This is a genomic window from Streptomyces sp. NPDC059994 (assembly GCF_042737755.1).
Lineage (GTDB): Bacteria > Actinomycetota > Actinomycetes > Streptomycetales > Streptomycetaceae > Streptomyces.
This window is the reverse complement of the sequence record NZ_JBHWUR010000014.1, coordinates 66,658-87,411: the sequence shown is the minus strand read 5'-3', so window position 1 is coordinate 87,411 and position 20,754 is coordinate 66,658. Positions and strand designations below refer to the sequence as shown.

The following is a 20,754-nucleotide window of genomic DNA, read 5'->3' as shown; positions in this document are numbered from 1 at the left end:
CGCCCCCCGGGGGGAGGCGTCCAGGAGGAGAGGCACCCCCTACTTGTCGGCGGTGAGCTTCCCCGCGGCGCCCCAGCTGTCGGCGGGGGTCTCGTGGATCCAGACCTGTACGGTCTCCGCCGGGATCCGGTACGCGTCGACGAACGCGTCCGTGACCCTCTTCACGAGCTCCCGCTTGAGCTCGATGTCGCGCGGGCCCTGCTGAATGGTGACGATCGGCATGACGGTCAACTCCCTTGTCAGCGGCGGCTTCCCGGTTCTCCCGGGCCGCTCACCGGCGTGACCTCAGTCCATCCCATCGAAGTACGCCGACCAAGAAGCAGACCACGACGACAGCGATCAGTTTTCGTGATCGTCGCTGGTCAAAGCGGTAGTTGCGGCAGTGGGGGTCTCGCACGCCTTCAGGAGCAGGTCCAGCTCCGCCGGTGGTGTGCGCGCGTGCACGGCAAGGCCGGTCGGCAGGGCCAGACCCGGGGCGCGGAACGGCAGGAAGGCGACGCGGGGACTGTGCAGCACGCGCGCGTGGGAGGCGTACACCACCGTCCACAGCGGCCGGGCGCCCGCGCCGATCGTGGCGAGCGTGTCCTGGAGCGAGCCGCTCACCGGGCCCGGCAGCGGCTCGAACCCGGCAGCGTGGCAGGCGCCGGCCACCAGGTCGACGAGCGCCGGATTGTTGCGGCGGGCCGTGATGCACAGGCCGAGCCCGGCGAGCTCACCGACCGCGACGTCCGCCGCCCGGGCCAGCGGATGCGCCGCCGGGACCGCCGCGACCAGCGGGTCCTCCCACAGCGGCAGGATCCGCAGGCCCGCCTCGGGCGCGGTGGACCGTACGAACGCCGCGTCCAGGCGGCCGTCCGCGACCTGCTCCAGGCGGTCCCGGGTCGCCGCCGACACCAGCTCGACCGGTGTGCCGGGAGCGAGGGCCGCGAACCGGTCGAGCACCCGGTCGAGGTGGGCCCCTAGGCCCGTGCTGGTGCCCAGACGCAGTCCGGTGCGGCCGCGTACGGCGGCCCGGGCCCGTTCCGCCGCCGCGAGCACCGTGCGCGCCTCGGGCAGCAGCCGCTCCCCGGCGCCGGTGAGGCGGACGTGCCGGGGCGAGCGGTCGAAGAGCTCGGCGCCCAGCTCCCGCTCAAGGCGGCGCACCTGCTGGCTGACGGCCGACTGGACGATGTGCAGCTTCTCGGCGGCCCGCCCGAAGTGCAGTTCCTCGGCGACGGTGACGAAGTAGCTGAGCTGCCGAAGTTCCATGCGGCGACTCTAGCCAGGGTGGATGCGGCGCGGCCGGTGCTGGGGGCCGCGCCAGGGGACCGTCAAAGTCGGGCGGAATGGGATCAACACGGCGTCAGGAGACGGCTCCCGGCGCGGGGAGCGGGCATAACGTCGAAGCGTCGCACACAGCGGCGCCGCACCGACCGGCCTCGTGCCGGCGACCAATCGGCCTCGTACTCCCACCGGAGGGCACCACCATGGAAAGCCTCACCATCGACGACGCGGACCCCGACGAACGCCGCCCGGCAGCAGCCCTTTACGTGCCGGTTCGGCTCGGCTCCGCCGGAGGACAGCAGTTGCGCTTCTCGCGCACCCCGCTCGGCGTACGGACCGCCGTCGGCTTCACCAGCCCCGAGCGGCTGTGCGCGGTGCTCGGGCCCGACCAGAGCTGGATCCGGCTCGCCGAGCCCGCGCTGCGGTCGCTGGCGGCGCCGCTCGGCGTGACCACCGTGACGGTCGACCCGCAGCTCTCGGCCCCGGCCGCCGTACGCGCCGAGCCCGTCGGGCAGCCGTGCGCGCGCCGGGCCGGCCGGGACCCGGACATGGCCGGCGTGCTGCGCGTGACGGGCGCGGCCGCGGCCGTCCGGACCGCCGTCACCGCGATCCACGCGTTCGTGGACTGACGGAGGAATTACCTGATGACAACCGAACCCGGCTCCCTTGTACGGGAGTTGAGCTCACCCTCGGTGTGGCCGGACTCCGCCGTGAGCGCGCCCGGCGGCGATGTGTCGCTCGCCGGGGTGTCCCTGGCCGAGCTGGCCGAACGGCACGGGACGCCGGTGTACGTACTCGACGAGACGGAGGTGCGGTCCCGGGCACGGGCCTGGCGTCGGGCGCTCCCGGACGCCGAGATCGTCTACGCGGCGAAGGCCTTCGTCTCCCGGGCCGTGGTCGACTGGATGGCCGAGGAGGGCCTCGGGCTCGACGTCTGCTCGGCGGGCGAGCTGGAGCTGGCGGCGACCCGCGGCTTCCCGCCCGAGCGCGTCGTACTGCACGGCAACGCCAAGTCCCCACAGGACCTGCGTACGGCCCTGCGCCTCGGCGTGGGCCGGATCGTCATGGACTCGGACTCCGAGATAGCCCGGATCGCGGCCCAAGTCCCCAAGGGCACGGCCCAGAAGGTCCTGGTCCGGGTGCTGCCGGGCATCGAGGCGGGCGCGCACCGGAAGGTCCGGACGGGTGCGGAGGGCCAGAAGTTCGGCCTGTCGATCGCGGGCGGCGACGCGGAGGACGCCGTCGTACGCGTCCTCGGCCAGCCCGGGCTCGAACTCGTCGGTCTGCACTGCCATCTGGGCTCCCAGATCACGTCGACCGAGCCGTACGGGGAGGCGGTGCGCAGGGTGGTCGCGTTCCTGGCCCGCATCCGCGACCGGCACGGCGTCACCCTCCCCGAGCTGGACCTCGGCGGCGGCTTCGCGGCGGCGTACCTGCCGGGCGACCCGGCACCGTCCCCGGCCGCGTACGGACGCCGGATCACCGAGGAACTGGCACGCGCCTGCGCCGAGTTCAATCTTCCACTGCCCCGGCTCACGGTGGAGCCGGGCCGCTCGATCATGGCTCCGGCCGGGGTCGCGCTGTACCGCGTGCTTTCGGTGAAGCGCACCGGCGCGCAGGTGTTCGTCGCGGTCGACGGCGGGATGAGCGACAACCCGCGTCCGGCGCTGTACGGGGCCCGGTACACGGTCCGCGTGGTCGGCCGTACGACGTCGGCGCCTATGCGCGCCACGACGGTGGTCGGGCGCCACTGCGAGGCGGGCGACATCCTGGCGGAGGACGTCGAACTGCCGGACGACGTACGCCCCGGGGACGTCCTGGCCGTACCGGCGTCCGGGGCGTACCAGGTCTCGATGGCGTCCGGCTACAACATGACCGGCCGCCCGCCCGTGGTGGCGGTCGCAGGGGGACGGTCGCGACTGCTGCTGCGACGGGAGACGTTCGAGGACCAGCGGGCGCGGGATGTGGGGGTGTGACGGCCTCCGGGCAGCGGGGGTGCGACGGCCCCTTCCGGCACGGCCCCTTCCGGGGATCCGGGGGGCTCATCCCAAGACGTCCCCGAACCGGACGTCGTACGAGGTGGCCGAGGTCATCTCGGCGAGCAGCCGCTCGCCCTCGGCGGCCACCTCCTCGCGCCGGGCCCGGCCGAGGTCCCCGAACGGCTGAACGGTGAGGACAGCGCGCCCCTCCCCCGCCCCCTTCCCCTCCTCCAGGCGCCACACCCCGGCGAGGAAGCCGTCCACGAGGAGGGTGCAGAAGGCCTGGCTGCCCTTCCAGGTGCGGCCCCAGTGCTCGGCCGGGATCACCCGGGTGCGGTCGGCGTGCGACAGCAGCAGGTTGTCGAACTCGGGCAGGAAGCGGGGCGGCGCCGGGGTGTCCTCGTCGGGACGGGGCGCGTCCGGCAGGTCGAAGAGCTCGACCCCGTTCTCGTCCCGGAAGGTGACGAGTCCGGGCCGCAGCCGCTCGAAGACCTCACCCAGCCGGGTCAGTCCCGCCCAGGTCTGCATGTCCTTGACGGAGGCGGGCCCGAACGCGGCGAGGTAACGCAGCACGGTGTCGTCGGGCGCCGGGACCCGCCCCGGCGCCCGCCCCAGCCAATTCTCGGCGGTGGTCAGCGCCACCCGCCCGCTGCGCCCCCACAGCCCGCGCGGCGTGACCTGCACGAGCGGCAGCGCGCAGCGCGCGGCGAGGGACAGCGCGAAGGGCGTGGCGTCGGGCCACTGCTCGCTCAGCACGTCCCGGATCTCCTTCATGGTGTACGGCCGCTCCTCCACCAGCCCACGCACGGTCGCGGCGAGCCGCTCCAGGTCCACGCCCTCCAGCTGCCCCCGGAACTGCTTGAGCTCGCGGTCCCGGGCCGCCTGGACGAGCGGGCGCAGGGTGAGGACGTCGTCGGCCGTGTGGAGGTGGATGGTGGAGCGCATGGTCACGATCCGTACGAGCTCGCGCGCCTCGATCAGCGCGGAGAGCTGCTCGGGCCGGAAGCCGGTGAGCCGGGACCACAGCGCGAAGTACGGCGGCTTCACGTTCTGCGCCTGTAGCCCGACGAGGTGCGCGACCGCGTCCTTCGGCCCGAGCGCGGAGGTCCGGCGAAGCAGGTGCTGACGGTCGAGGGTGGCGCGGTTGAGGGCGCGGGGGGTGAGGAGGGGGGCGGAGTGGGCGGAAGCGGGGCGTGAGGAGCGCGTTCTCTGCGGGGCCATGGGGGCACGGTAGTGCGGATTTAGGACAGGTTCTGGCCGCGATGAGGAGACGCGGGGGATACGCGCGGGAGCCGGGGCGCCGCCGGGGTGGGCGGCGTCCGCAACGGGGCAACGGGACACGACGGGATACCCCAGTGGTGTCCGGCGCGTCCGGCGAGTCCGGCGCATCCGGCGTATCCGGCGCATCCCGCACGTCCGGCGCATCCGGCGTACGCCAAAGACCTGGATGGCGTCCGGAACGACGCCGAGCCTGTGACATTTGAGCCGTATATCCTGCACCGAGACCAGGCGGGCGCACCCCGGCCCGCTGCGGAACACCGCCGGAAGCGGTCGCGCGCGGGAGGTGAAGCCATGACCGAGCGAGGAGCCGGCCCGGGCCTGGTGACGCCATGAGCGAGCGGGGAGCGCGTCCAGACCAGTCTCCGCCGCCATCGAGGAAACACTCCTGGCGGCGCCAGATCGCCCCGCCGCCGAACCCGCCCGCGTCCACGCCCCCGGCGTCCGCCGCACCGGCCTCCCCCGGGCCTGTACGGCACGACCACCGCAGCGTCGTGGAGTCCGCGCTGTACCGGGACGGCCGCCGCGTCTCGTCCCCCGACACCCTCGCCGAGACCTTCCGCAGGCTGCGCGAGACCCCCGACGGCATGGCGTGGATCGGCCTGCACCGCCCGTCCGAGACCGAACTGCTTTCGCTGGCCGAGGAGTTCGACCTCCACCCGCTCGCGGTGGAGGACGCCCTGGAGGCCCACCAGCGCCCGAAGCTCGAACGGTACGGCGAGACCCTCTTCGTCGTCCTGCGCGCGGCCCGCTATCTGGACGCCCCGGAGGAGGTCGACTTCGGCGAGCTGCACGTCTTCATCGGCCGCGACTTCCTCATCACCGTCCGCCACGGCGCCGCCCCCGACCTGTCGGCAGTGCGCCGCCGCATGGAGGCGACGCCCGAGCTGATGGCCCTGGGCCCGGAGGCGGTGCTGTACGCGATCCTGGACGCGGTGGTGGACGGCTACGTCCCCGTGGTCTCCGGCGTCCAGAACGACATCGACGAGATCGAGACGGAAGTCTTCCGCGGCGACCCCGAGGTGTCCCGCCGCATCTACGAACTCTCCCGCGAAATCGTCGAGTTCCAGCGCGCCACCCGCCCACTCGTCGGCATGCTGCACGGCCTGATGGCCGGATTCGCCAAGTACGGCACGGACGAGGAACTCCAGCGCTACCTCCGCGACGTCGCCGACCACGTCACCCACACCAGCGAACGCGTAGACGGCTTCCGCCAGGCCCTCACGGAGATCCTCACGGTCAACGCGACCCTGGTGACCCAACAACAGAACGCGGAAATGCGTGCGTTGGCGGAGGCGGGCTTCGAACAGAACGAGGAGATCAAGAAGATCTCGTCGTGGGCGGCCATTTTGTTTGCTCCCACGTTGGTGGGAACTATTTACGGCATGAACTTCGAGAACATGCCCGAGCTGGGGTGGAGGTTCGGGTATCCGTTCGCGATTCTGCTGATGGCGGGGGTGTGCGTGAGTCTGTACTTCATCTTCAAGCGGCGGGACTGGCTGTAGCCCGACGCGCGAATCCATAAATCAACTTCGCTGACGCGAACAGATAGGCGGGGCTGCTTTGGCCCCTTGGGGAGAATCTGGGGAGAACGGCGGCACCGGGGAGCAGGACATGGCTGGCCGTCCAGCGCTCGACATCACCCGCGCGGCTTGCCCAGTCCAACTCTCCAGCCGCTCATCGTCACTGATGGTGCTGACCGCGACCCTGCGGACCATCACACGCAGACGGGGAGGGCCCTATGTATGTGGACTCGCCTCTCCTCGCCCCGCAGGAGCAGCTGCCGGCCGGCTTGCCCGCATCGTTGGAGCCACGCCACCGCGGCCGCTCGGGGTTCCGTGGCCTTCGTTGGCAGTGCCACCCTCAATCGAAATTCGACGGACCGGCGGTTCGCGGCCCAGCTGCGTCATGATGCATCTCATACAGCGAAGTATGCCTTTGTGAACTGCAGTTGAGCCTTCCTGGCATGACCTGAACGCGGTGATGAATTGCCTGTCATCATCCCTTGTATGTCAGAGACGATTCCCCCAGCAGCTGAGCGAGTTGCCGCGACCCGCCGCAGCCCTTTGGTGCTCAGCGCCGTTCTGGGCGCCATGGGCGGCGCTTTGATCACTGGCACGGCGTGGTGGGCGACCACCATGAACACTGCCGAGGGGCCATCGGGGCCGCCGTTCGAGGCATCTGGCACGGTGACGGTCTTCGGTTCGTGGGTGCATGGGCAGGCCGGGGAGGGATGCGTGGGGACTGGCGACTTCGCCGACCTACGGGGCGGGACACCCGTCCAGATCGTCGCCCCCAGCGGCCACAAGCTAGCGCTGGGCTCGCTCACCAAGGGCAGGCCGGGCGAGGTGGCGGGGGACAGCTGTTCGTGGTCCGTATCCATCACGGGCGTACCCGGCGGGGCCGCTCAGTACCAAATCTTGGTGGGCGACAGAGATCCAGTTCTAAAGGAAGCCGGTGAACTGCAGTCGGGCTTCAAGCTCTCATACGGCAAGCAAAGCTGACCTCGGCAGTGCACCATTGAATCCGGTCCGTGCCGTGGCAGCACGGATTCAAGCACGACGAGATGTCCGTTTGGGAGCGATTCCCCCGGACCCTCCACTTGATGTCAATGTGACTTCACAGCTCAGAGGAGAGACCAGCAGGGGGTGCTTCGTGATCACGAACGTCGGCTGGGGCAGCATTAGCGGGCCCAAGGGAGCGACATGCGCGCTGCGCGTCCGCGCGAGAGCCTCACCGGCTAAGGGATCTTCTCAATTGGCTTGATCACTAGCCCAATGGTGGGGCGTCTGGCGCCGGACGGGCTGTGCGAGACGTTCAGCATGAGGACCCGGCCGCGCTGGTGCCTCCGCAGCGTGGCGGTCGACACCGCCCCACCATCTCGAACAACGATGCTCGCCCTTTACAGGTCTCCTTGCTCTGAATGTTCATCCGTACGCAGCTCTGCACATGGGTGAGTACGCCGGCACCCCGAGCTCCTCCTCGCCCGGACCAGGCGCGACGCGTGCCAGTTCGCGCAGTCTTCGGCAGTGCGGCTACGTAGCTGCCCGGCTGGTGTCGGTGGTTATGCGTAGGCTTCGCCCATGAGTGAAGGCAGCGGGGGCCTGGGGTCGGCCGGGCAGGGCGGGGGCTTGAGGGTCATTCCGCTCGACGATCCTTTGTATGCGGCACCGGCTCAGGTGACATCGGCGCTATTCGATCCGAAGCTGGGACGTCTGCCGTTCCTCAAGATGCTTCCTGCGGATTTTGAGCGACTTTTGGCGCGGATCCTCGTGGAAGTTGAGGGCTTGCGAGACGTCCGTCTGTTCGGCACCCACGGGCAGAAGGACGACGGTCTGGACGTTGTGGGTCGTGCCGCGGATGGAACCTGGCATGGCTGGCAGGGCAAGCGTTACAAGGCTTATGGCCCTGCCGATCTACAGGCTGCGGTAGAAGACCATACGGTGCGCGGGAGCGGTGAGTTTCCTGTCGAAGAACTCGTGGTGTGCGTGCCGTGCGACATTACACGCCAAGTCACTGTCAAACTACGCAATCTGAATGGGGCGTATCCCAACCTGAATATCGTCCTGCTGGGGCCGGACGACTTGGGCGACAAGCTTCGCAACCGCCTCGACATCGTCACTCAGTTCTTCGGCCAGCAGACGGCTGAGCGTTTCTGCCTGCCTGTGCCCGCCCCGCCGGTCATCGCAGCACCCGGGCTGGACAGGGCTGATCTTGCCGATGCGGCCCGCCGTTCGCCAGCCGAGGCTCTTGGCGTGGACGAACTGCTGGCGGAGGCCACACGGTTCGCCCAGGACAACGACCACCGTGCCGCAGTCGGCAAGCTTGCAGAGGCGGAGGACCTGCTCGTCCGGTCCGGGTTCGACGGTCATGCCGCGTCTGTAGCCCGCCGTCGAGCGGACGCACTGATCAACGCAGGGGATCTGGACGCAGCCGCCGCCTTGCTAAGTCACGCCTTCTGGCAGCGCGTCGACGCAGGCGATACTGACGGGGTCGGCAGCATCAGCCACCGGCTGGGCGAGGCCCTGCGTTCTGCAACCGCAGAGCGCCCAGGTGTGGACACGGCGAGTCACGGCATCGCTTTGCGGCTCTTCACCATCATGGACTGCGCCCAGAACTTGCTGGCGCATCCATTCCCTGAGCCGCAGCTTCCCACTCCCCTTCAGCAGGACCCGGACGGGCTTGAGATCTCGCTGGCCCGTCTCGCGGTGCTGGCCGGTGAAACCTTCGCCTTGGTTGACAGGGAGATGGTCTGGATCAACGAACACGCCGAGCGCTTGATGCAGCTCGCCGACGCGGTGACGGGCGCCGACGATCTGCTCGCCGTGCGGCTGCGCCTCACCGTGGCTGACGCGACCGGCCAGTGGACCGACCTTGTCGACGCCGCGTACCGACGGCGGCATCGGCGGATCCTGTGTGCACTCATCCTCGCCCGGCACGCACGCCATTTGGCCATCAGCGAAGGATTGCCGGGAGCCGCCGAGTTTTGGAAGGAGGCGGTGGAGCTAGCCTGCCTGGACGGCCACAACGCCGACGCGGGTGAGTGGGTCCATGCCCAGCGACTTCTGCACCAGCGGACCGTCGCCGTGGCCCTGCCCGCGATCGACGATCTCGACCTAGCCAAAGCACTGCTGGCGCGACCGGGTCGATCCACGCTGTTGGGTGCCGGGGATCTACTTACTAAAGGCATCGGGGCACTGCACGATAAAAATTTGCGGACCGCTGCCCTGGCCTTGCGTCAGCAGGTCCGTCTCAGCGCTGCTTCAGGACGCTGGTTCGACGAGCACATCGCGCGTCGCAGACTGGCCGAAGTGCTTCTCGAGGTCGGGGAGTTCGACCGGGCAGCCAGCCACGTCGTTACGGTCGGCGAGACCAAGATCGCCAAGAACGTTGCCAAAGTTGCCGCAGAGCATTTCGTGGGTGTCACCCATCGGCTCGGTTCTGGGCCGTACTGGGAGAAAGCAGTGGTATTCCGACTCCTGGGTGAACAGGCTGACCTGCTTCCCGATGCACTCGTCGACGAGGTCGCGGACGCGGCTCTGGCCATCGCTACCGCCGAGGACGTGAGCGAGACTCGATTCCCGGCGGGCAATCCCTCTCCCTACCTCGCAGCGCACGATCTGCTCGCCGCCCTGGCGGGACGCCTCAATCTGCCTCGCGCCGCACAACTCCTCAACGCAATGGAACCCCTGGCACCCCGCCCGAAGGGCACCTACCACCTAACGGATTACGCGCAGGCCACTTTCCTTGCCGAGGTCGCGACCACCCATCCGGATCTTCGCGACAAGGCTCTGGACCAGATCCTGGCGATGCTCGCCGGAAATCTCGGCGACACGAAGGCGCTGCGCTGTGCCAGCGAACTGTTGCACCGATACGGTCAGAGACGTATCGAGGAGCTGTCCTCGCTGGCCGCTGACGGGTCTTGGGCTGCAGCTGAGGCCCTCGCATACCTGGCCGACGCCACATCGGAAGGCCGTCCTCCAAGCGACGAAAGAATCGGACAGGCCAGGCAGGCGCTGGCTCGTCTCACAGCCCCGCGGGCCCACACTCCCGGCCAGATCGGCTTCGGCATCGGAGAGGCAGTCGGCCGGGACGCCGCACAGATCCTCGTGCTGCCCGAGCCCGATCGCATTAAGGCGATCCGCGCCCTGACCGACCGAGGCAGAGGCCATGAAGTCGCATTCGACCGTGCGGACTGCATCGATGCAGCCGCCTCGATTGCGACCACCCTCACACAAGGCGCTGCATCCGATGACCTCTGCCAGACCGCCCTGGAGGCCGCCGACCACGACAGTGGCCCCAACGCTGCCGATCTGGCGATGGGAGGGATGAACCACCAGCTCAGCGCGTTCCGTCTCAACCTGGCATCAACTGACATCAGGGCGCACTGGCTCCTGCTGGCGGCAGCCGTCGCCCACTCCACGGAGCGTGCCGAACAGGTCCGTGAGCGAATCCTCCTTGCCCTGCCGGCGCCCGCCGACGATGGAAGCTATCGACTGGCACAGGCCCTCCAGCTCCTGCCGCGGGAGGTTGTCGCCCCCCACGCTCTGCTGCTTGCCGCGCACCCGCATTGGGCGGTGCGATCACTCAGCGCCATCTTGTGGGCAGGGCAGGCGGAGGCACCCGTCCAACTCGGGTCGTTGCTGGCTCGTGACCCAGACGCGCGAGTTCGGCGCACTCTGGCCACCGAAGTGGCTAGGCGGACTGATCTGCGCGACAGCACCGTGGCAACGTTGCTAGCCGCGGATCCCAGACACAGCGTGCGTAGGCTTCTTGACGGTGATGCCAGCGGCCACCAGTAATCCGTTGAGGGATCGTCTCAACTGGCTTGATCTATAGGCTGGCGATCATGATGGCGACGGTGGGCCATCTGGTGCCAGACGGGTTCTGGGAGTTGTTCAAGTGGGTGGTGCCGGCTTTCCGGTACCGTCCGCAGGGCAGCGGCCGACGCCGCTACGTAGTCGCGAAGTGCTGGCTGCGATTCTGTCTGTGACCACGACCGGCTGTTCCTGGCGGCAACTGCCTTCAGATTTCGGCCCGTCTGAGCCGACCTCGCCGCGGCACGAATCGCGACTCAGCCCCAGGAGTTCCGCCAGGCGCCTCACGGCGACTGGTTGCCGGCAGGTCCAGGCGGACTTCGGCCGACCGCAACCTGGGGGGGAGAGCGACAATCCCTGCCGACCATTCAACCCAGACACCGTGGCGCGCCAGCCGTCCCATCGCAAGCCCGTAGAAACCTTGGAGCCTCCCGGAGAGAATCCAGGACAGCCAGGCCGAGTGCTCGACGCCCAGCGCCTCCCAGCCAAGAGCGTCGGGGGACGTGCGGCTTGTCTCGGCATCGCCGGGCGGCACCTCACTGGTACTCCGTGCCGGACAGCCCTGGAAGGAGGAGCAAGACGATCTTTAAGGCAGGGAGCGTCACCAAGCGAGCACAATAGGGGGTGGAACGACGGGTACTGCGCCACCCGTTGGTCACGCCACGACGACGCCATCAGGAACGTAATCAGGGATTGAGCCAAGCAGTGCATCGACCGCCGCGCGCCCCTTGCCACCCGCCTCCGGCATGAAGTGCGCGTAGTGGTCGAGCGTGATCGTCGGGCTGGAGTGGCCGAGCCAGCGGGCCAGGGTGACGACGGACTCGCCCGCTTCGAGGATGACGGAGGCGAAGGTGTGCCGGAGTACGTGGAATCCATCCTTACGGGACGCCTTCCAGCGCTTGCCCGTCTCCCGCATGGGGATGACCCCGGCTGCGGCGAGGGCCGGCTTCCAGACCTCGTCGTTGAAGATGTTTGCCCGCAGCGCGTTCCCGTACGTCGTCGTCAGGACGAGCGGGAACGTCCGCTTCTCCCGATCCGGCTCCGGCCCGCCCCACGGCAACTCGACCTCGACGGCCGGGTACTGCAGGAAGTACGCGGCCAGCTCGGTGGCGACCGAGCCGGGCATGTCGACGATGCGCGTCTTGCCGCCCTTGGGAAGGGTGAAGTACAAGCGCCCGTTGAGCAGTTGGACCTGTCGGCGTACGCGGATGACCCCGCGCTCGTAGTCGACATCGTCCGGTGAGAGGCCGAAGACCTCTCCCTGCCGCAGCCCGCAGCCGAGCGCGACCACGACCGCGATGCGATAGCGCGCCTTGATCGCGTCCCGCATGCGCTGCGCGGTCTCCAGCGGCCACGCCTCGCGCTGATCCTCCGGCACCTTGGGCCAGCGCACCGACTTGGCACGCATCGGGTTGCGTACGAGGCGCTTGTCGTCGATGGCCGTCTCGAAGATGTTCGAGAGGGTGGTCAGGATCTGCCGGGCGTAGCGGGGCGCGCACTCGCCTTCGAGCGTGGCGACGTAGCCGCGCAGGACGGTCGCCGAAACGTCTCTCAGACCCACCGTGCCGAGGTGCGGGAGGATGTGGAGGCGTACGCGCTCGTCGACGCGCTTGATCGTTCCCGGGGCTCCCCGTACGCCCTCCTTCCAGAAGCGGGTGACGTAGTCGGCCAGCGTGATGGAGCCGTCACGCGGGTCGACGAACTCGCCGCGTTCACTGTCGGTCCCGGCCCTGCGCAGCCACGCCTTGGCGTCCTCCAGGGTGTCGAAGGACATGTTCCGTACGCCCGGTATCCCGGCGACGCGGTACCGCGCCCCCTTTCCGTAGCGAGCGGTGCGCTCCCGTTTGCCGGTGGCGGGGTCCTTCTTCTTGTTGATCCAGCGGTCTTCGATGTAGCCGGCCAAGTACTTCCTTCAGTGTCGGAGATGGGGGTGCCGCTGCTACTGCCGCTGGGGCGTCAGGCGATGGCCGAGGAGTCGATGCGGCGCTGCGGGGCAGCGCTCACGGGGTCCAGGGCCGGGTTGGATCGGGAGTCGGCCAGCTCCTGCTCGCGTATCCAGGCGTCGAGCGCGTCGAGCCGATACGTCACTCGCCCACGGGCTCCCATCCGAAAGCTCGGCGGGCCCTGCCGACGGTGCCGCCAGACGTAAAGCGTGCGCGGTGAAATACCGAGGTAAGCGGCTGCCTCCGGTACGCGGAGAAATGCCCGGTCCACGGCGGAGGTATTCACAAGCGCGACGGAACGATGCGGGGAAATCTGGGCGACTTCAGACAAGAAGGGGTCCTTCGGCTGGAAATGGATTGCGAGCGGACCACCGCGGCGATGGACTTCATGCCGTGGCGGTAACTCCTCGGCGAGATCCCGCTCCACTGGCCGGAGCCCTGCCACGCAAGGGCTCACGGACGCATGCGGACGGGGCCGCGCCGAGTGCCTCAATGGTCTACGGAATCCCCGGTTTCGCTAACCGGGGATCGTCGGCTATATTGCGCCCCGCCGACCGGGCCCGACGGCTGGACACCCCCTCTGAACAGCACGTTCGGTGCCACATCGAGGGCAGCGGCGATGGCGACGAGATCGTCGATGTCGCAGCGTCGGACCCTGCGTTCGATGCGGGAGACGGCAGAGAAGGTCATGGGGCGCCCGAGCGCGGTGACGCGGCTGGCGAGCTGCCGCTGGGAATAGCCGCGGGCGGCGCGAGTGGACTCGATGGCGCGGGCGACGGCCTGTCCGGCGGGCCCGATTTCGATAGGACGTGGGGGCATAGTGGTGTTGTAGCTTCCGCGCCCCGCTCCAGGGAAGGGTTTTTCGTCTGCTGTGAGCGATGTGCCGTGCGACGGCGATTTCGGTGACCGGGGATCTGGGTTTACGGTTTAGCGGGCCGTCCAAAAGTTGTACTGAGTTGTTGAGCAAACTCTGGACTTTCGCGCCCTAGGTGTGGCTGTGTTGTCCACGCACCCCGGCCCCGCCGGTTTTCCTGTCACCGATTTCGAAAGGCGGCCGATCGACATCGCCCGTATCCGCACCATCAAGCCCGAAGCCTTCATATCCGAGTCGCTGGCCGCGGTCAGCGTGACCGCCGAGCGGACCTTCTTCGGGCTGCTCACCCAGGCCGACGACCAGGGCCGCTTCCGCGACCAGGCCGCTGTCATCGCCGGTGCCCTGTGGTCCCTGCGCCCCGAACACGGCCCGCTGGAGGTGGAAGACGACCTCAACCAGCTCCACACGGCCGGTCTGATCTGCCGTTACGAGGGCGAGGACGGCAAGCGGTACCTGCACCTGGTCACTTGGGCCAGGCACCAGAAGATCAACCGGCCCAGCGGAAGCCGCTGCCCGGCCTGCCCCCACCACGAGGGCGGACGTCCCGCGCAGCTTGCCGGGAGCCGTCACGCAGGGCTCACGGAGGCTTCAGTGAGCCCTCCGGGAGTCATCACCGAGGACTCGCGCACCCCGCGGGAGTCTTCCGCGAGGAATGGTGAATCCGCAGGTCAGGAGGTTTTCAGTGAGGTGTCACGAAGGATTCCGGGAGGGCTCACGGAGGACTCGGTGAGCCCTCCTGGTCCGGATCTAGGACCTAGGATCCTGGATCTAGGATCACCTCCGGTGGGGGGCGCGAGCGCCCCCGCCCCCGAGTCCGTCTCAGCCAAGACGCTCATGGCCGAGTACGTCGCCGGATGCCCCCACCGGCCGCCGAGCAGTTTCCTGGGGCATCTCGGCAAGGAGACTGCCCAGCTGCTGGCCGAGGGCATCGACGCGGCGTACGTGCGCGCCGGTCTGAAGCGGCTGCGCGCCAAGGGCCTGCATCCCAGCGTGCTGTCGAGCCTGGTCAACGAGGTCATGAACCCGCCCACGCCAAGCGGCACATCCGGGCACCGGCCGTGGACCAACCCGGTCGACGCGCAGGCCGCGTACGGGGGTGAGCTGTGACCACACAGACCCTCGCTGGCGAGCCCCGCCAACTGGGCGCCGGCGCCATGGCCAAGATGGGGGAGATCGTGGCCGCCCGCGGCATCGGCCCCGCCACCGTGGCCGACGTCGAGCCGTCGCCTGAACCGGTGACCGCGCTGGAGCTGGCTGCTGCCCGCATCCCGCGCCGCTACCGCGACGCCCTGGCCGACCACGCCCAAGTCGCCTCCTGGGTCGAGGAGATCGCGGCTGCCGGGCGGCCGGGGCCGGGCGGGGCACCCGGCATCGCGCACGGCCCGTCGCTGCTGATCGCGGGCCCGACCGGCACCGGCAAGACCTACCAGGCGTACGGCGCCATACGCTCGCTGCTGGGAGCTGGGGTCCGGCTGCGCTGGGAGGCCATCACCACCGCCGAACTACACGCCACCCTGCGCCCCCGCCAGGGCCACGACGGCGAACGCCGCTTCCAGGAACTGGCCCGCAGCCCCCTGCTGCTCCTCGACGACCTTGGCGCCGCCAAGGCATCGGAGTGGACCGAGGAGCTGGCCTACCGGCTCATCGACCACCGGTACGTCCACGAGCTTCCCACCCTCATCACCACCAACGTCCCCATCGCGGACCTGCGCACCGCCGTCGGCGACCGCGTCGCCTCCCGCCTCGCCGAGATGACCCACCGCGTCATCCTGGGAGGCCCCGACCGCCGACGCCGCCCCGCCGCCTGTTAGCAGGCCCTCGCGCCACCGCACACCCCACTCACCTTCACCGTCCGCCCGCGCCCTCCCCTGCCCGCGACGGGCGTGCCGGACCTGCCGGAGACCTCTGCATGACCCCACCCGCCCTGTCCGCCACCCACCTGCTCGCCCTGCCCTCCCTCCCGTTCGGGCGCAACGCCTCCCTGGCTGTCGCCGCCCTGGCCTGCGCGGCCTTCGCCCTGCTGGTGAGCCTGCGTGCAAGGGGCCAGCGCCAAACCCGTAATCCCCAGCGGCGCCGGTCAGCCGCCGTCATCACCGCAGCGGTGGCGGCGCTGATGTGCACCGCCTACAGCGCGGACACCAGCTGGCGGTTCGCCGCCCACTACCTCGGCATGCGCAACACCACCGAACGCGCCACGATGTTCGCCGCCGCCGAACTCGCTCTGTTCGCCATGGCCCTGATGGCCCGTCAGAACTTTCACGGGCCACGGCGGGCCGCCGGCCTGCCGGGCGTCCTGGTGTGGGTGATCACCACCATGCAGGCGATCCCCGCCTACGCCGAGTCCGGCGCCGTCGGCGGCACCATGCGCGCCTTCACCGGCCCGGTCATGGCCGCCGTGCTGTGGCACCTGGCCATGGGCATCGAACTGCGCCAGCACACACCCGGCGCAACCTCCCGAGGGTTCGCCGCCGTCCTCGCCCGCCAGGCCCGCGAACGTCTGCTCGCTCGGCTCGGCATCGTCGAGCAGGACCAGGGCGCCGCCCAGATCATCCGCGAACGGGCCATGCGCCGGGCCGTCACCCTCGCCGCCCGCCTCGCGGAGATGACACCCGAGCAGCGCACCGGGCGGGCGGGCCGACGCACCGTGCGCCGCCTGTCCAAGTCCCTCGCCCGCTCCGGCATCGACACTAACCCACACCTGGACGAACACCTGCTACGCCAGCTCGCCACCCGCCGCCAGGCCGCAGCCCTGGCCACCATCGACCTGCCCAAGCGCTGGGCCCCGCCCACCGGGCAGCCCGTCTGCCCGCCCGCAGCACAGCCCGACCGCTCCCGGGCAGACGCCGAGGAGCGGGCAGCCGCCGACGGGCGGGCAGAAGATCTCGCCCGCCCGCACCCAACGGAGCCGGGCGACGAGGAACCCCACCCGGGCGCCCGCCCGGGATCGGCCCGCCCGAATCCCGCTGCCCGCCCCGGCCCGGAAGCAACAGCCCGCCCGAATGAGGCGGCCCGGCGGCAAGAGGCGACTCCGCCGCCCACGGGCAGCGGCTCGAACACCCCACCAGCCAAGCGCCTTGCGCCGAAGTCGAAGCAGGCCGGCGGCAAACCGCGGGCCACCGACGACATCCTTCGCGACTACGCCCACCGGCTCCTTGACGAGCGCGACAGCCTGTCCCGCGACCTCCTGGAAGAGGCCGTGCGCGCCGACGGCTACACCGTCTCCAGCGACGACGCCGGCGCCATCGTCCGCGCGATCAAGGCCGAACTGAACGCCTCCCGCCATAGCTGACCGCAACCCAGCCCAGCCACTCACTCCAACCCGACAGGGAGACCCGTGCACGAACCGCACCACGAACCCGCCGCGTCCCAGCAGCAGTCGCCCACCACCTCAGCACCAGGCGGAGCAAGTTGTACCGGGAGCAATGCTCCCGGAGTCCCCGCCCCGGGGGTGGCGGGAGCGGCCCGGCGCCAGGGGGCACCGGGTCGGCAGGCGGCGGCCGGGGGCGAACCGCAGCAGGGAGGGAACCGGCCCGCCGAAAAGCCTGCACGCAAGCGTCAGCGTCCCCGTCAGCCAGCGCACCGCAAGCGTCTGCACCAGCCCAGCTGCCGTATGAACGACACCGAGTTCACACGCCTCACCACAACTGCCTCGCACTGCAAGATGAGCAACGCCGCCTTCCTCGCCTACGCCGTCGACAAGGCCGCCCGCGACCTGACCCGCACCGCCGCCGAGATCGCCACCGAACGCGAGGTCATCGACGAGATCTTCGCCGCCCGCCGACACCTGGGCCGTATCCACGGTCTGTTCAACCAGGTCGCCAAGGCCCTCAACTCCGGCGCCGACGCACCCCACCTCGACGCCACGGTCCAGGCGGTCCACGACGCGGCCCGCCGCATGGAGGATGCCGCCGACGCCCTGCTCGCCCACCGCGACGGCACCGCGGAGGGCGGTGTACCGGCGTGATCCCCAGCATCCACAGGCACGGCAGCGAGACGATCGGTCTGATCCGCTACCTCTACAGTCCCGGCACCCACGAGGAGCACACCGACCCGCACCTGGTCGCCGCCTTCGACCCGCTCACCCCCGACCCCGGCCGCGTCCCCGGCGCCACCTACGAGCAGTTGCAGCGCCTGCTCGACCAGCCCGTCAACGCCCTGCCCAAGGACCGGCGCCCCGACGAGCACGTGTGGCACCTGTCCGTACGCGCAGCACCCGAAGACCCCATCCTGTCCGATGAGGACTGGGCCGCCATCGTCCGCCGCATGGTCGCCGCCACCGGCATCGCCCCCGACGGCGACAACGCTGCCTGCCGGTGGGCGGCAATCCGCCACGCCGACGACCACATCCACATCATCGCCACCCTCATCCGCGACGACGGCCGCCGCCCCCGCCGGCACAACGAAGCCCGCCGCGCCCAGACCGAGGCCCGCCGCATCGAAATCGACTACAACCTGCGACGCGTCGCCCCGGGTGACGGCACCGCCGCCCAGCGCCCCACCAGCGCCGAGCGGCACAAGGCCGAACGCCAGGGCCGGGACCGTACCGCGCGAGAGGAACTGCGCGAGACCGTCCGCCAGGCCGTAGCCGGCGCCGCCAGTGAGACGGAGTTCTTCGGCAGGCTCCAGGCCGCAGGTCTCCTGGTCCAGCAGCGCATCGCGCCCTCCGGCGACCTGCTCGGATACAGCGTCGCCCTGCCCGGCGACCACAACGAGACCGGCGCCCCTGTCTTCTATTCAGGCTCCAAGCTCTCCCCCGACCTGTCCCTGCCCCGCGTGCGCAAACGATTCACCACGGACCCCGACGCAGAGCGCGAACAGCCCGCATCCCGGGGCAGCGCCCGGTCGGCGAGGCCGGTATCGGCTCCAGCCGCCGCCCGGCGCTCGGCCACCCACACCGCCTGGATCGCCCTGCAAACCGTCGACCAGGACGGCGACGGCGCGGCGGCTGCCCGGATCGCGGCCACCAGCGAAATCCTCGACAGCCTCGCCCAGACCAGCCCCGACCCCACCCGCCAGCAACTGCGCGAGGCAGCCTGGGCATTCGAGCGGGCCAGCCGCTCCCACACCCGGGAGGAATACCGGCACGCCCAGGCCCTGCGCCGCGCCGCCCGCGACCTGCGCTACAGCGGCCCCGCCCTGGGCCGTAGCGAGGACGGCGCGACCACAGCGATGCTGATCGACGTCCTGTTCTACCTCGCCACCGCCGCCGCCCACTGGCACGCCCAACGCCGCCACGCCCAACAGGCCGAGGCCGCCCGCCAGGCCGCCGCCCACCTGCGCGCCGCCTACACCATCGCGGCCAAGGAGCCGATGGCCCGGCTGCGGGAGCAGGGCCATCGCCTGGCCCAGCCCGTACGCGACTGGTCCGCCGCCCTCCTTCGCGCCACCGCACCCGACATCGCCCAGCAGGTAATCGGGGAACCGGGCTGGCCCCCGCTCGCCGCGACCCTCACCCACGCCTACCAGGCCGGACACAACCCACAGGCTCTGCTCGCCGAAGCCATCACCCAACGGGAACTGGACACCGCCGGATCAGTCAGCGAGGTCCTCGTCTGGCGCCTGCACCACCTCGCCGACCTACCCGCCGACGCCACGTCGGGTCGGCGCCCCCAGGACTCGACCGCGCCCACCCGGCAGGCCCGTCCAGTCATGGGCACACCGTCCGCCAACGCCACGGTCTCACAACGCGGCAGGTAGGCCCCGGACCCGCTGGAGCGGCCAGCCGATGAAACACCGAGCGGCCGGGCAGACAGTAGCCCGGCCGCTCGTGGCACGAATCGGCGATGCGCGAGGAATCGCGGGGGCGGCCAGGTCTACCGCCGACCTGGACCACAGAGTGAGTACCGCTCGTATGCCAAGCCCCGCCGCCATGTTCCAGAGCATCCAGCATCGTCTGCTCCAGCCCGACGATGACGTCGCACTTCAGTGTGCGCAGCGCCGCGACAGCCCCGGGGAAGTAAGCCGTGAGGTCGGCGAACGGCGTCGTCGGGTCCCACATCCGGTCGCCCACCAGGCGACGGTAGTTGAGGTCGCCTTTCAGAATGGTCAGCGAAACAGCCGCGAACTCCTCGCGCAGGTCCTGCGGCATCTCCGCATACGGCAGCGGGGCGCAGAAGAACGGATGGGTGCGCACCTCCAGTTGCCCGGTCGCCATGGCGTTCCACAGGCGCCCACCGATCCTGCCGGCCTCACCGGACGCCTCCACCAAGCGGCGCAGGCAGTCGACGACATCCGCCGTCATCGCGTCGGAGACGAAGTACGGGTGCGGCTTGACGTAAAGCACGATCCGCTCGGCGTGCCGGTGCAGGAGGAGGTGGTCGATGAGGATCAGGTCCGGGATCAGCTCGCGCCCCGCGTTGTCCGCCACCACAGCGACCGTCGTGTCGACTCCGGCGGGCAGCAGCTGCCACAGCACGGCGCTGTCGTCGGCCACCAGGCCACCGGCAGCGTCGCCGGACACCGGCTCTCCCTCCGTGACACGGAAGCCGAGGTCCGCGCGATTACCCCAAAGCGAGGCGCGAAGCAGGGCGGTGGCCCGCTCGGCCTGCGGCACATCGGCGAGCGCGTCCAAGGCCCGCAGTTCCTCGTCCACCGCCGCGCCACCCAACTCGGCCCGCTTGAACGGAGCGAAGGGATCGACTCCCTGCCACGGACCCGTACCGAAGTACCCGATCGCGCCGAGGAGCCTGCGGTAGAAGTAGCTCTCCGCCCACAGGAAAGGGGCGTCGAACCACGGTCGCCCGAAGTAATCCCGCCCCCAGTCCGCCCAAAGCGCGTGATCGTGCTCCGCAGGAGCGAGCGGTTCGACGACACCTTGGATGACCTCATCCAGCAGGGCGTCGAGGGCCTCCTGCTGTCGGCGGCCGTACGGGAAGGCATCCCCCACCTGCTGAATCAGGGCTGGATGCCGCTTGGCCAGAACACCCCAGGCGAACGAGCCGGGCTGGTTGCTCAAGATGACCGGGGCATCGCGTTCGGCGGCCGGGCCGGAACGGCTGGCCACGCCGTCGCCCGGGGTGCGGGAAGTCTTCTCTGTCATGGTGTCCAAGCCCCTCGCTTGCCGCTCATGAGTCCTTGATCTCTAACGCCACTGCCCCCGC

Annotated in this window: 18 protein-coding genes and 1 pseudogene; 11 read left to right on the top strand and 8 right to left on the bottom strand. The window is 70.0% G+C overall.

All coding sequences use genetic code 11. The annotated features are described in order from the left end of the window. Positions 1-39: 39 nt before the first annotated feature. Together dmpI and ACFWA7_RS10735 are read right to left on the bottom strand one after the other, a co-directional pair. Positions 40-222 (bottom strand): 4-oxalocrotonate tautomerase DmpI, encoded by a 183-nt coding sequence (dmpI, locus tag ACFWA7_RS10740; RefSeq protein ID WP_067166020.1) that lies wholly within the window; start codon positions 220-222, stop codon positions 40-42. A gap of 117 nt (positions 223-339) precedes the next feature. Continuing rightward, a complete protein-coding gene (locus ACFWA7_RS10735; protein WP_385540980.1) occupies positions 340-1,248 on the bottom strand; it encodes a LysR family transcriptional regulator in 909 nt (302 codons plus the stop codon). A gap of 218 nt (positions 1,249-1,466) precedes the next feature. Here ACFWA7_RS10735 and ACFWA7_RS10730 point away from each other — a divergent pair, with 218 nt between their 5' ends. Continuing rightward, complete coding sequence (locus ACFWA7_RS10730) at positions 1,467-1,892, top strand: SAV_915 family protein (RefSeq protein ID WP_385822319.1); 426 nt, start codon at positions 1,467-1,469, stop codon at positions 1,890-1,892. A gap of 15 nt (positions 1,893-1,907) precedes the next feature. Beyond that, complete coding sequence (gene lysA, locus ACFWA7_RS10725) at positions 1,908-3,239, top strand: diaminopimelate decarboxylase (protein WP_385540984.1); 1,332 nt, start codon at positions 1,908-1,910, stop codon at positions 3,237-3,239. 66 nt (positions 3,240-3,305) lie between these two features. On the opposite strand, the gene ACFWA7_RS10720 is transcribed toward lysA, so the two are convergent. Beyond that, positions 3,306-4,463: a winged helix DNA-binding domain-containing protein gene (locus tag ACFWA7_RS10720; RefSeq protein WP_385822317.1), complete on the bottom strand. Its 1,158-nt coding sequence runs from the start codon at positions 4,461-4,463 to the stop codon at positions 3,306-3,308. A 389-nt stretch (positions 4,464-4,852) separates the two neighbouring features. On the opposite strand from ACFWA7_RS10720, the gene ACFWA7_RS10715 reads away from it, so the two are divergent. From ACFWA7_RS10715 to ACFWA7_RS10700, 4 genes and pseudogenes are all read left to right on the top strand, one after another. After that, entirely contained in the window at positions 4,853-6,025 is a 1,173-nt protein-coding gene (locus ACFWA7_RS10715; RefSeq protein WP_385822315.1) for a magnesium and cobalt transport protein CorA, read from the top strand. Positions 6,026-6,529: 504 nt separating this feature from the next. Beyond that, complete coding sequence (locus ACFWA7_RS10710; protein ID WP_385822313.1) at positions 6,530-7,024, top strand: hypothetical protein; 495 nt, start codon at positions 6,530-6,532, stop codon at positions 7,022-7,024. Between the two features lie 579 nt (positions 7,025-7,603). Further along, positions 7,604-10,822, top strand: a complete 3,219-nt coding sequence (locus tag ACFWA7_RS10705) for a hypothetical protein (RefSeq protein WP_385822311.1) — start codon at positions 7,604-7,606, stop codon at positions 10,820-10,822. A gap of 100 nt (positions 10,823-10,922) precedes the next feature. Continuing rightward, positions 10,923-11,015 (top strand): annotated as a pseudogene (locus tag ACFWA7_RS10700) (hypothetical protein); the annotation flags it as partial. Positions 11,016-11,045: 30 nt separating this feature from the next. Here ACFWA7_RS10700 and ACFWA7_RS10695 read toward each other — a convergent pair. The 4 genes from ACFWA7_RS10695 to ACFWA7_RS10680 all read right to left on the bottom strand — a co-directional run bounded on the left by ACFWA7_RS10695 (position 11,046) and on the right by ACFWA7_RS10680 (position 13,599). Continuing rightward, positions 11,046-11,372, bottom strand: coding sequence for a DUF2625 family protein (locus ACFWA7_RS10695; RefSeq protein WP_385822309.1), 327 nt, complete (start codon positions 11,370-11,372; stop codon positions 11,046-11,048). 120 nt (positions 11,373-11,492) lie between these two features. After that, positions 11,493-12,740 carry a tyrosine-type recombinase/integrase gene (locus ACFWA7_RS10690; protein ID WP_385822307.1) on the bottom strand — a complete coding sequence of 416 codons (1,248 nt, stop codon included), beginning with the start codon at positions 12,738-12,740 and terminating at the stop codon, positions 11,493-11,495. Positions 12,741-12,793: 53 nt separating this feature from the next. Next, complete coding sequence (locus ACFWA7_RS10685) at positions 12,794-13,051, bottom strand: helix-turn-helix transcriptional regulator (RefSeq protein WP_385822376.1); 258 nt, start codon at positions 13,049-13,051, stop codon at positions 12,794-12,796. Positions 13,052-13,269: 218 nt separating this feature from the next. Further along, entirely contained in the window at positions 13,270-13,599 is a 330-nt protein-coding gene (locus tag ACFWA7_RS10680) for a helix-turn-helix domain-containing protein (protein WP_385822305.1), read from the bottom strand. Positions 13,600-13,843: 244 nt separating this feature from the next. Here ACFWA7_RS10680 and ACFWA7_RS10675 point away from each other — a divergent pair, with 244 nt between their 5' ends. The 5 genes from ACFWA7_RS10675 (at position 13,844) to ACFWA7_RS10655 (ending at position 19,351) form a co-directional block, all read left to right on the top strand. After that, complete coding sequence (locus tag ACFWA7_RS10675) at positions 13,844-14,761, top strand: hypothetical protein (RefSeq protein ID WP_385822374.1); 918 nt, start codon at positions 13,844-13,846, stop codon at positions 14,759-14,761. Positions 14,762-14,817: 56 nt separating this feature from the next. Further along, entirely contained in the window at positions 14,818-15,465 is a 648-nt protein-coding gene (locus tag ACFWA7_RS10670) for an ATP-binding protein (RefSeq protein ID WP_385822372.1), read from the top strand. A 98-nt stretch (positions 15,466-15,563) separates the two neighbouring features. After that, positions 15,564-16,943, top strand: coding sequence for a hypothetical protein (locus tag ACFWA7_RS10665; protein WP_385822303.1), 1,380 nt, complete (start codon positions 15,564-15,566; stop codon positions 16,941-16,943). A 321-nt stretch (positions 16,944-17,264) separates the two neighbouring features. Continuing rightward, positions 17,265-17,618, top strand: coding sequence for a plasmid mobilization relaxosome protein MobC (locus tag ACFWA7_RS10660; protein WP_385822301.1), 354 nt, complete (start codon positions 17,265-17,267; stop codon positions 17,616-17,618). Further along, a complete protein-coding gene (locus ACFWA7_RS10655; RefSeq protein ID WP_385822299.1) occupies positions 17,615-19,351 on the top strand; it encodes a relaxase/mobilization nuclease domain-containing protein in 1,737 nt (578 codons plus the stop codon). The genes ACFWA7_RS10660 and ACFWA7_RS10655 overlap by 4 nt, the downstream gene beginning before the upstream one ends. On the opposite strand, the gene ACFWA7_RS10650 is transcribed toward ACFWA7_RS10655, so the two are convergent. Further along, on the bottom strand, positions 19,302-20,693 hold the full coding sequence (locus ACFWA7_RS10650; protein WP_385822297.1) for a damage-control phosphatase ARMT1 family protein: 1,392 nt from the start codon (positions 20,691-20,693) through the stop codon (positions 19,302-19,304). The two genes, ACFWA7_RS10655 and ACFWA7_RS10650, sit on opposite strands and share 50 nt — an antisense overlap. Positions 20,694-20,754 lie beyond the last annotated feature (61 nt).

Excerpts from the sequence above, each read along its gene's own strand:
- ACFWA7_RS10665 (WP_385822303.1), top strand. The coding sequence starts at position 15,564 with ATGACCCCACCCGCCCTGTCCGCCACCCACCTGCTCGCCCTGCCCTCC.
- ACFWA7_RS10680 (WP_385822305.1), bottom strand. The coding sequence starts at position 13,599 with ATGCCCCCACGTCCTATCGAAATCGGGCCCGCCGGACAGGCCGTCGCC.
- ACFWA7_RS10720 (WP_385822317.1), bottom strand. The coding sequence starts at position 4,463 with ATGGCCCCGCAGAGAACGCGCTCCTCACGCCCCGCTTCCGCCCACTCC.
- ACFWA7_RS10670 (WP_385822372.1), top strand. The coding sequence starts at position 14,818 with ATGGGGGAGATCGTGGCCGCCCGCGGCATCGGCCCCGCCACCGTGGCC.
- ACFWA7_RS10660 (WP_385822301.1), top strand. The coding sequence starts at position 17,265 with ATGAACGACACCGAGTTCACACGCCTCACCACAACTGCCTCGCACTGC.
- ACFWA7_RS10705 (WP_385822311.1), top strand. The coding sequence starts at position 7,604 with ATGAGTGAAGGCAGCGGGGGCCTGGGGTCGGCCGGGCAGGGCGGGGGC.
- ACFWA7_RS10715 (WP_385822315.1), top strand. The coding sequence starts at position 4,853 with ATGAGCGAGCGGGGAGCGCGTCCAGACCAGTCTCCGCCGCCATCGAGG.
- ACFWA7_RS10735 (WP_385540980.1), bottom strand. The coding sequence starts at position 1,248 with ATGGAACTTCGGCAGCTCAGCTACTTCGTCACCGTCGCCGAGGAACTG.
- ACFWA7_RS10730 (WP_385822319.1), top strand. The coding sequence starts at position 1,467 with ATGGAAAGCCTCACCATCGACGACGCGGACCCCGACGAACGCCGCCCG.
- ACFWA7_RS10650 (WP_385822297.1), bottom strand. The coding sequence starts at position 20,693 with ATGACAGAGAAGACTTCCCGCACCCCGGGCGACGGCGTGGCCAGCCGT.
- dmpI (WP_067166020.1), bottom strand. The coding sequence starts at position 222 with ATGCCGATCGTCACCATTCAGCAGGGCCCGCGCGACATCGAGCTCAAG.
- lysA (WP_385540984.1), top strand. The coding sequence starts at position 1,908 with ATGACAACCGAACCCGGCTCCCTTGTACGGGAGTTGAGCTCACCCTCG.
- ACFWA7_RS10710 (WP_385822313.1), top strand. The coding sequence starts at position 6,530 with ATGTCAGAGACGATTCCCCCAGCAGCTGAGCGAGTTGCCGCGACCCGC.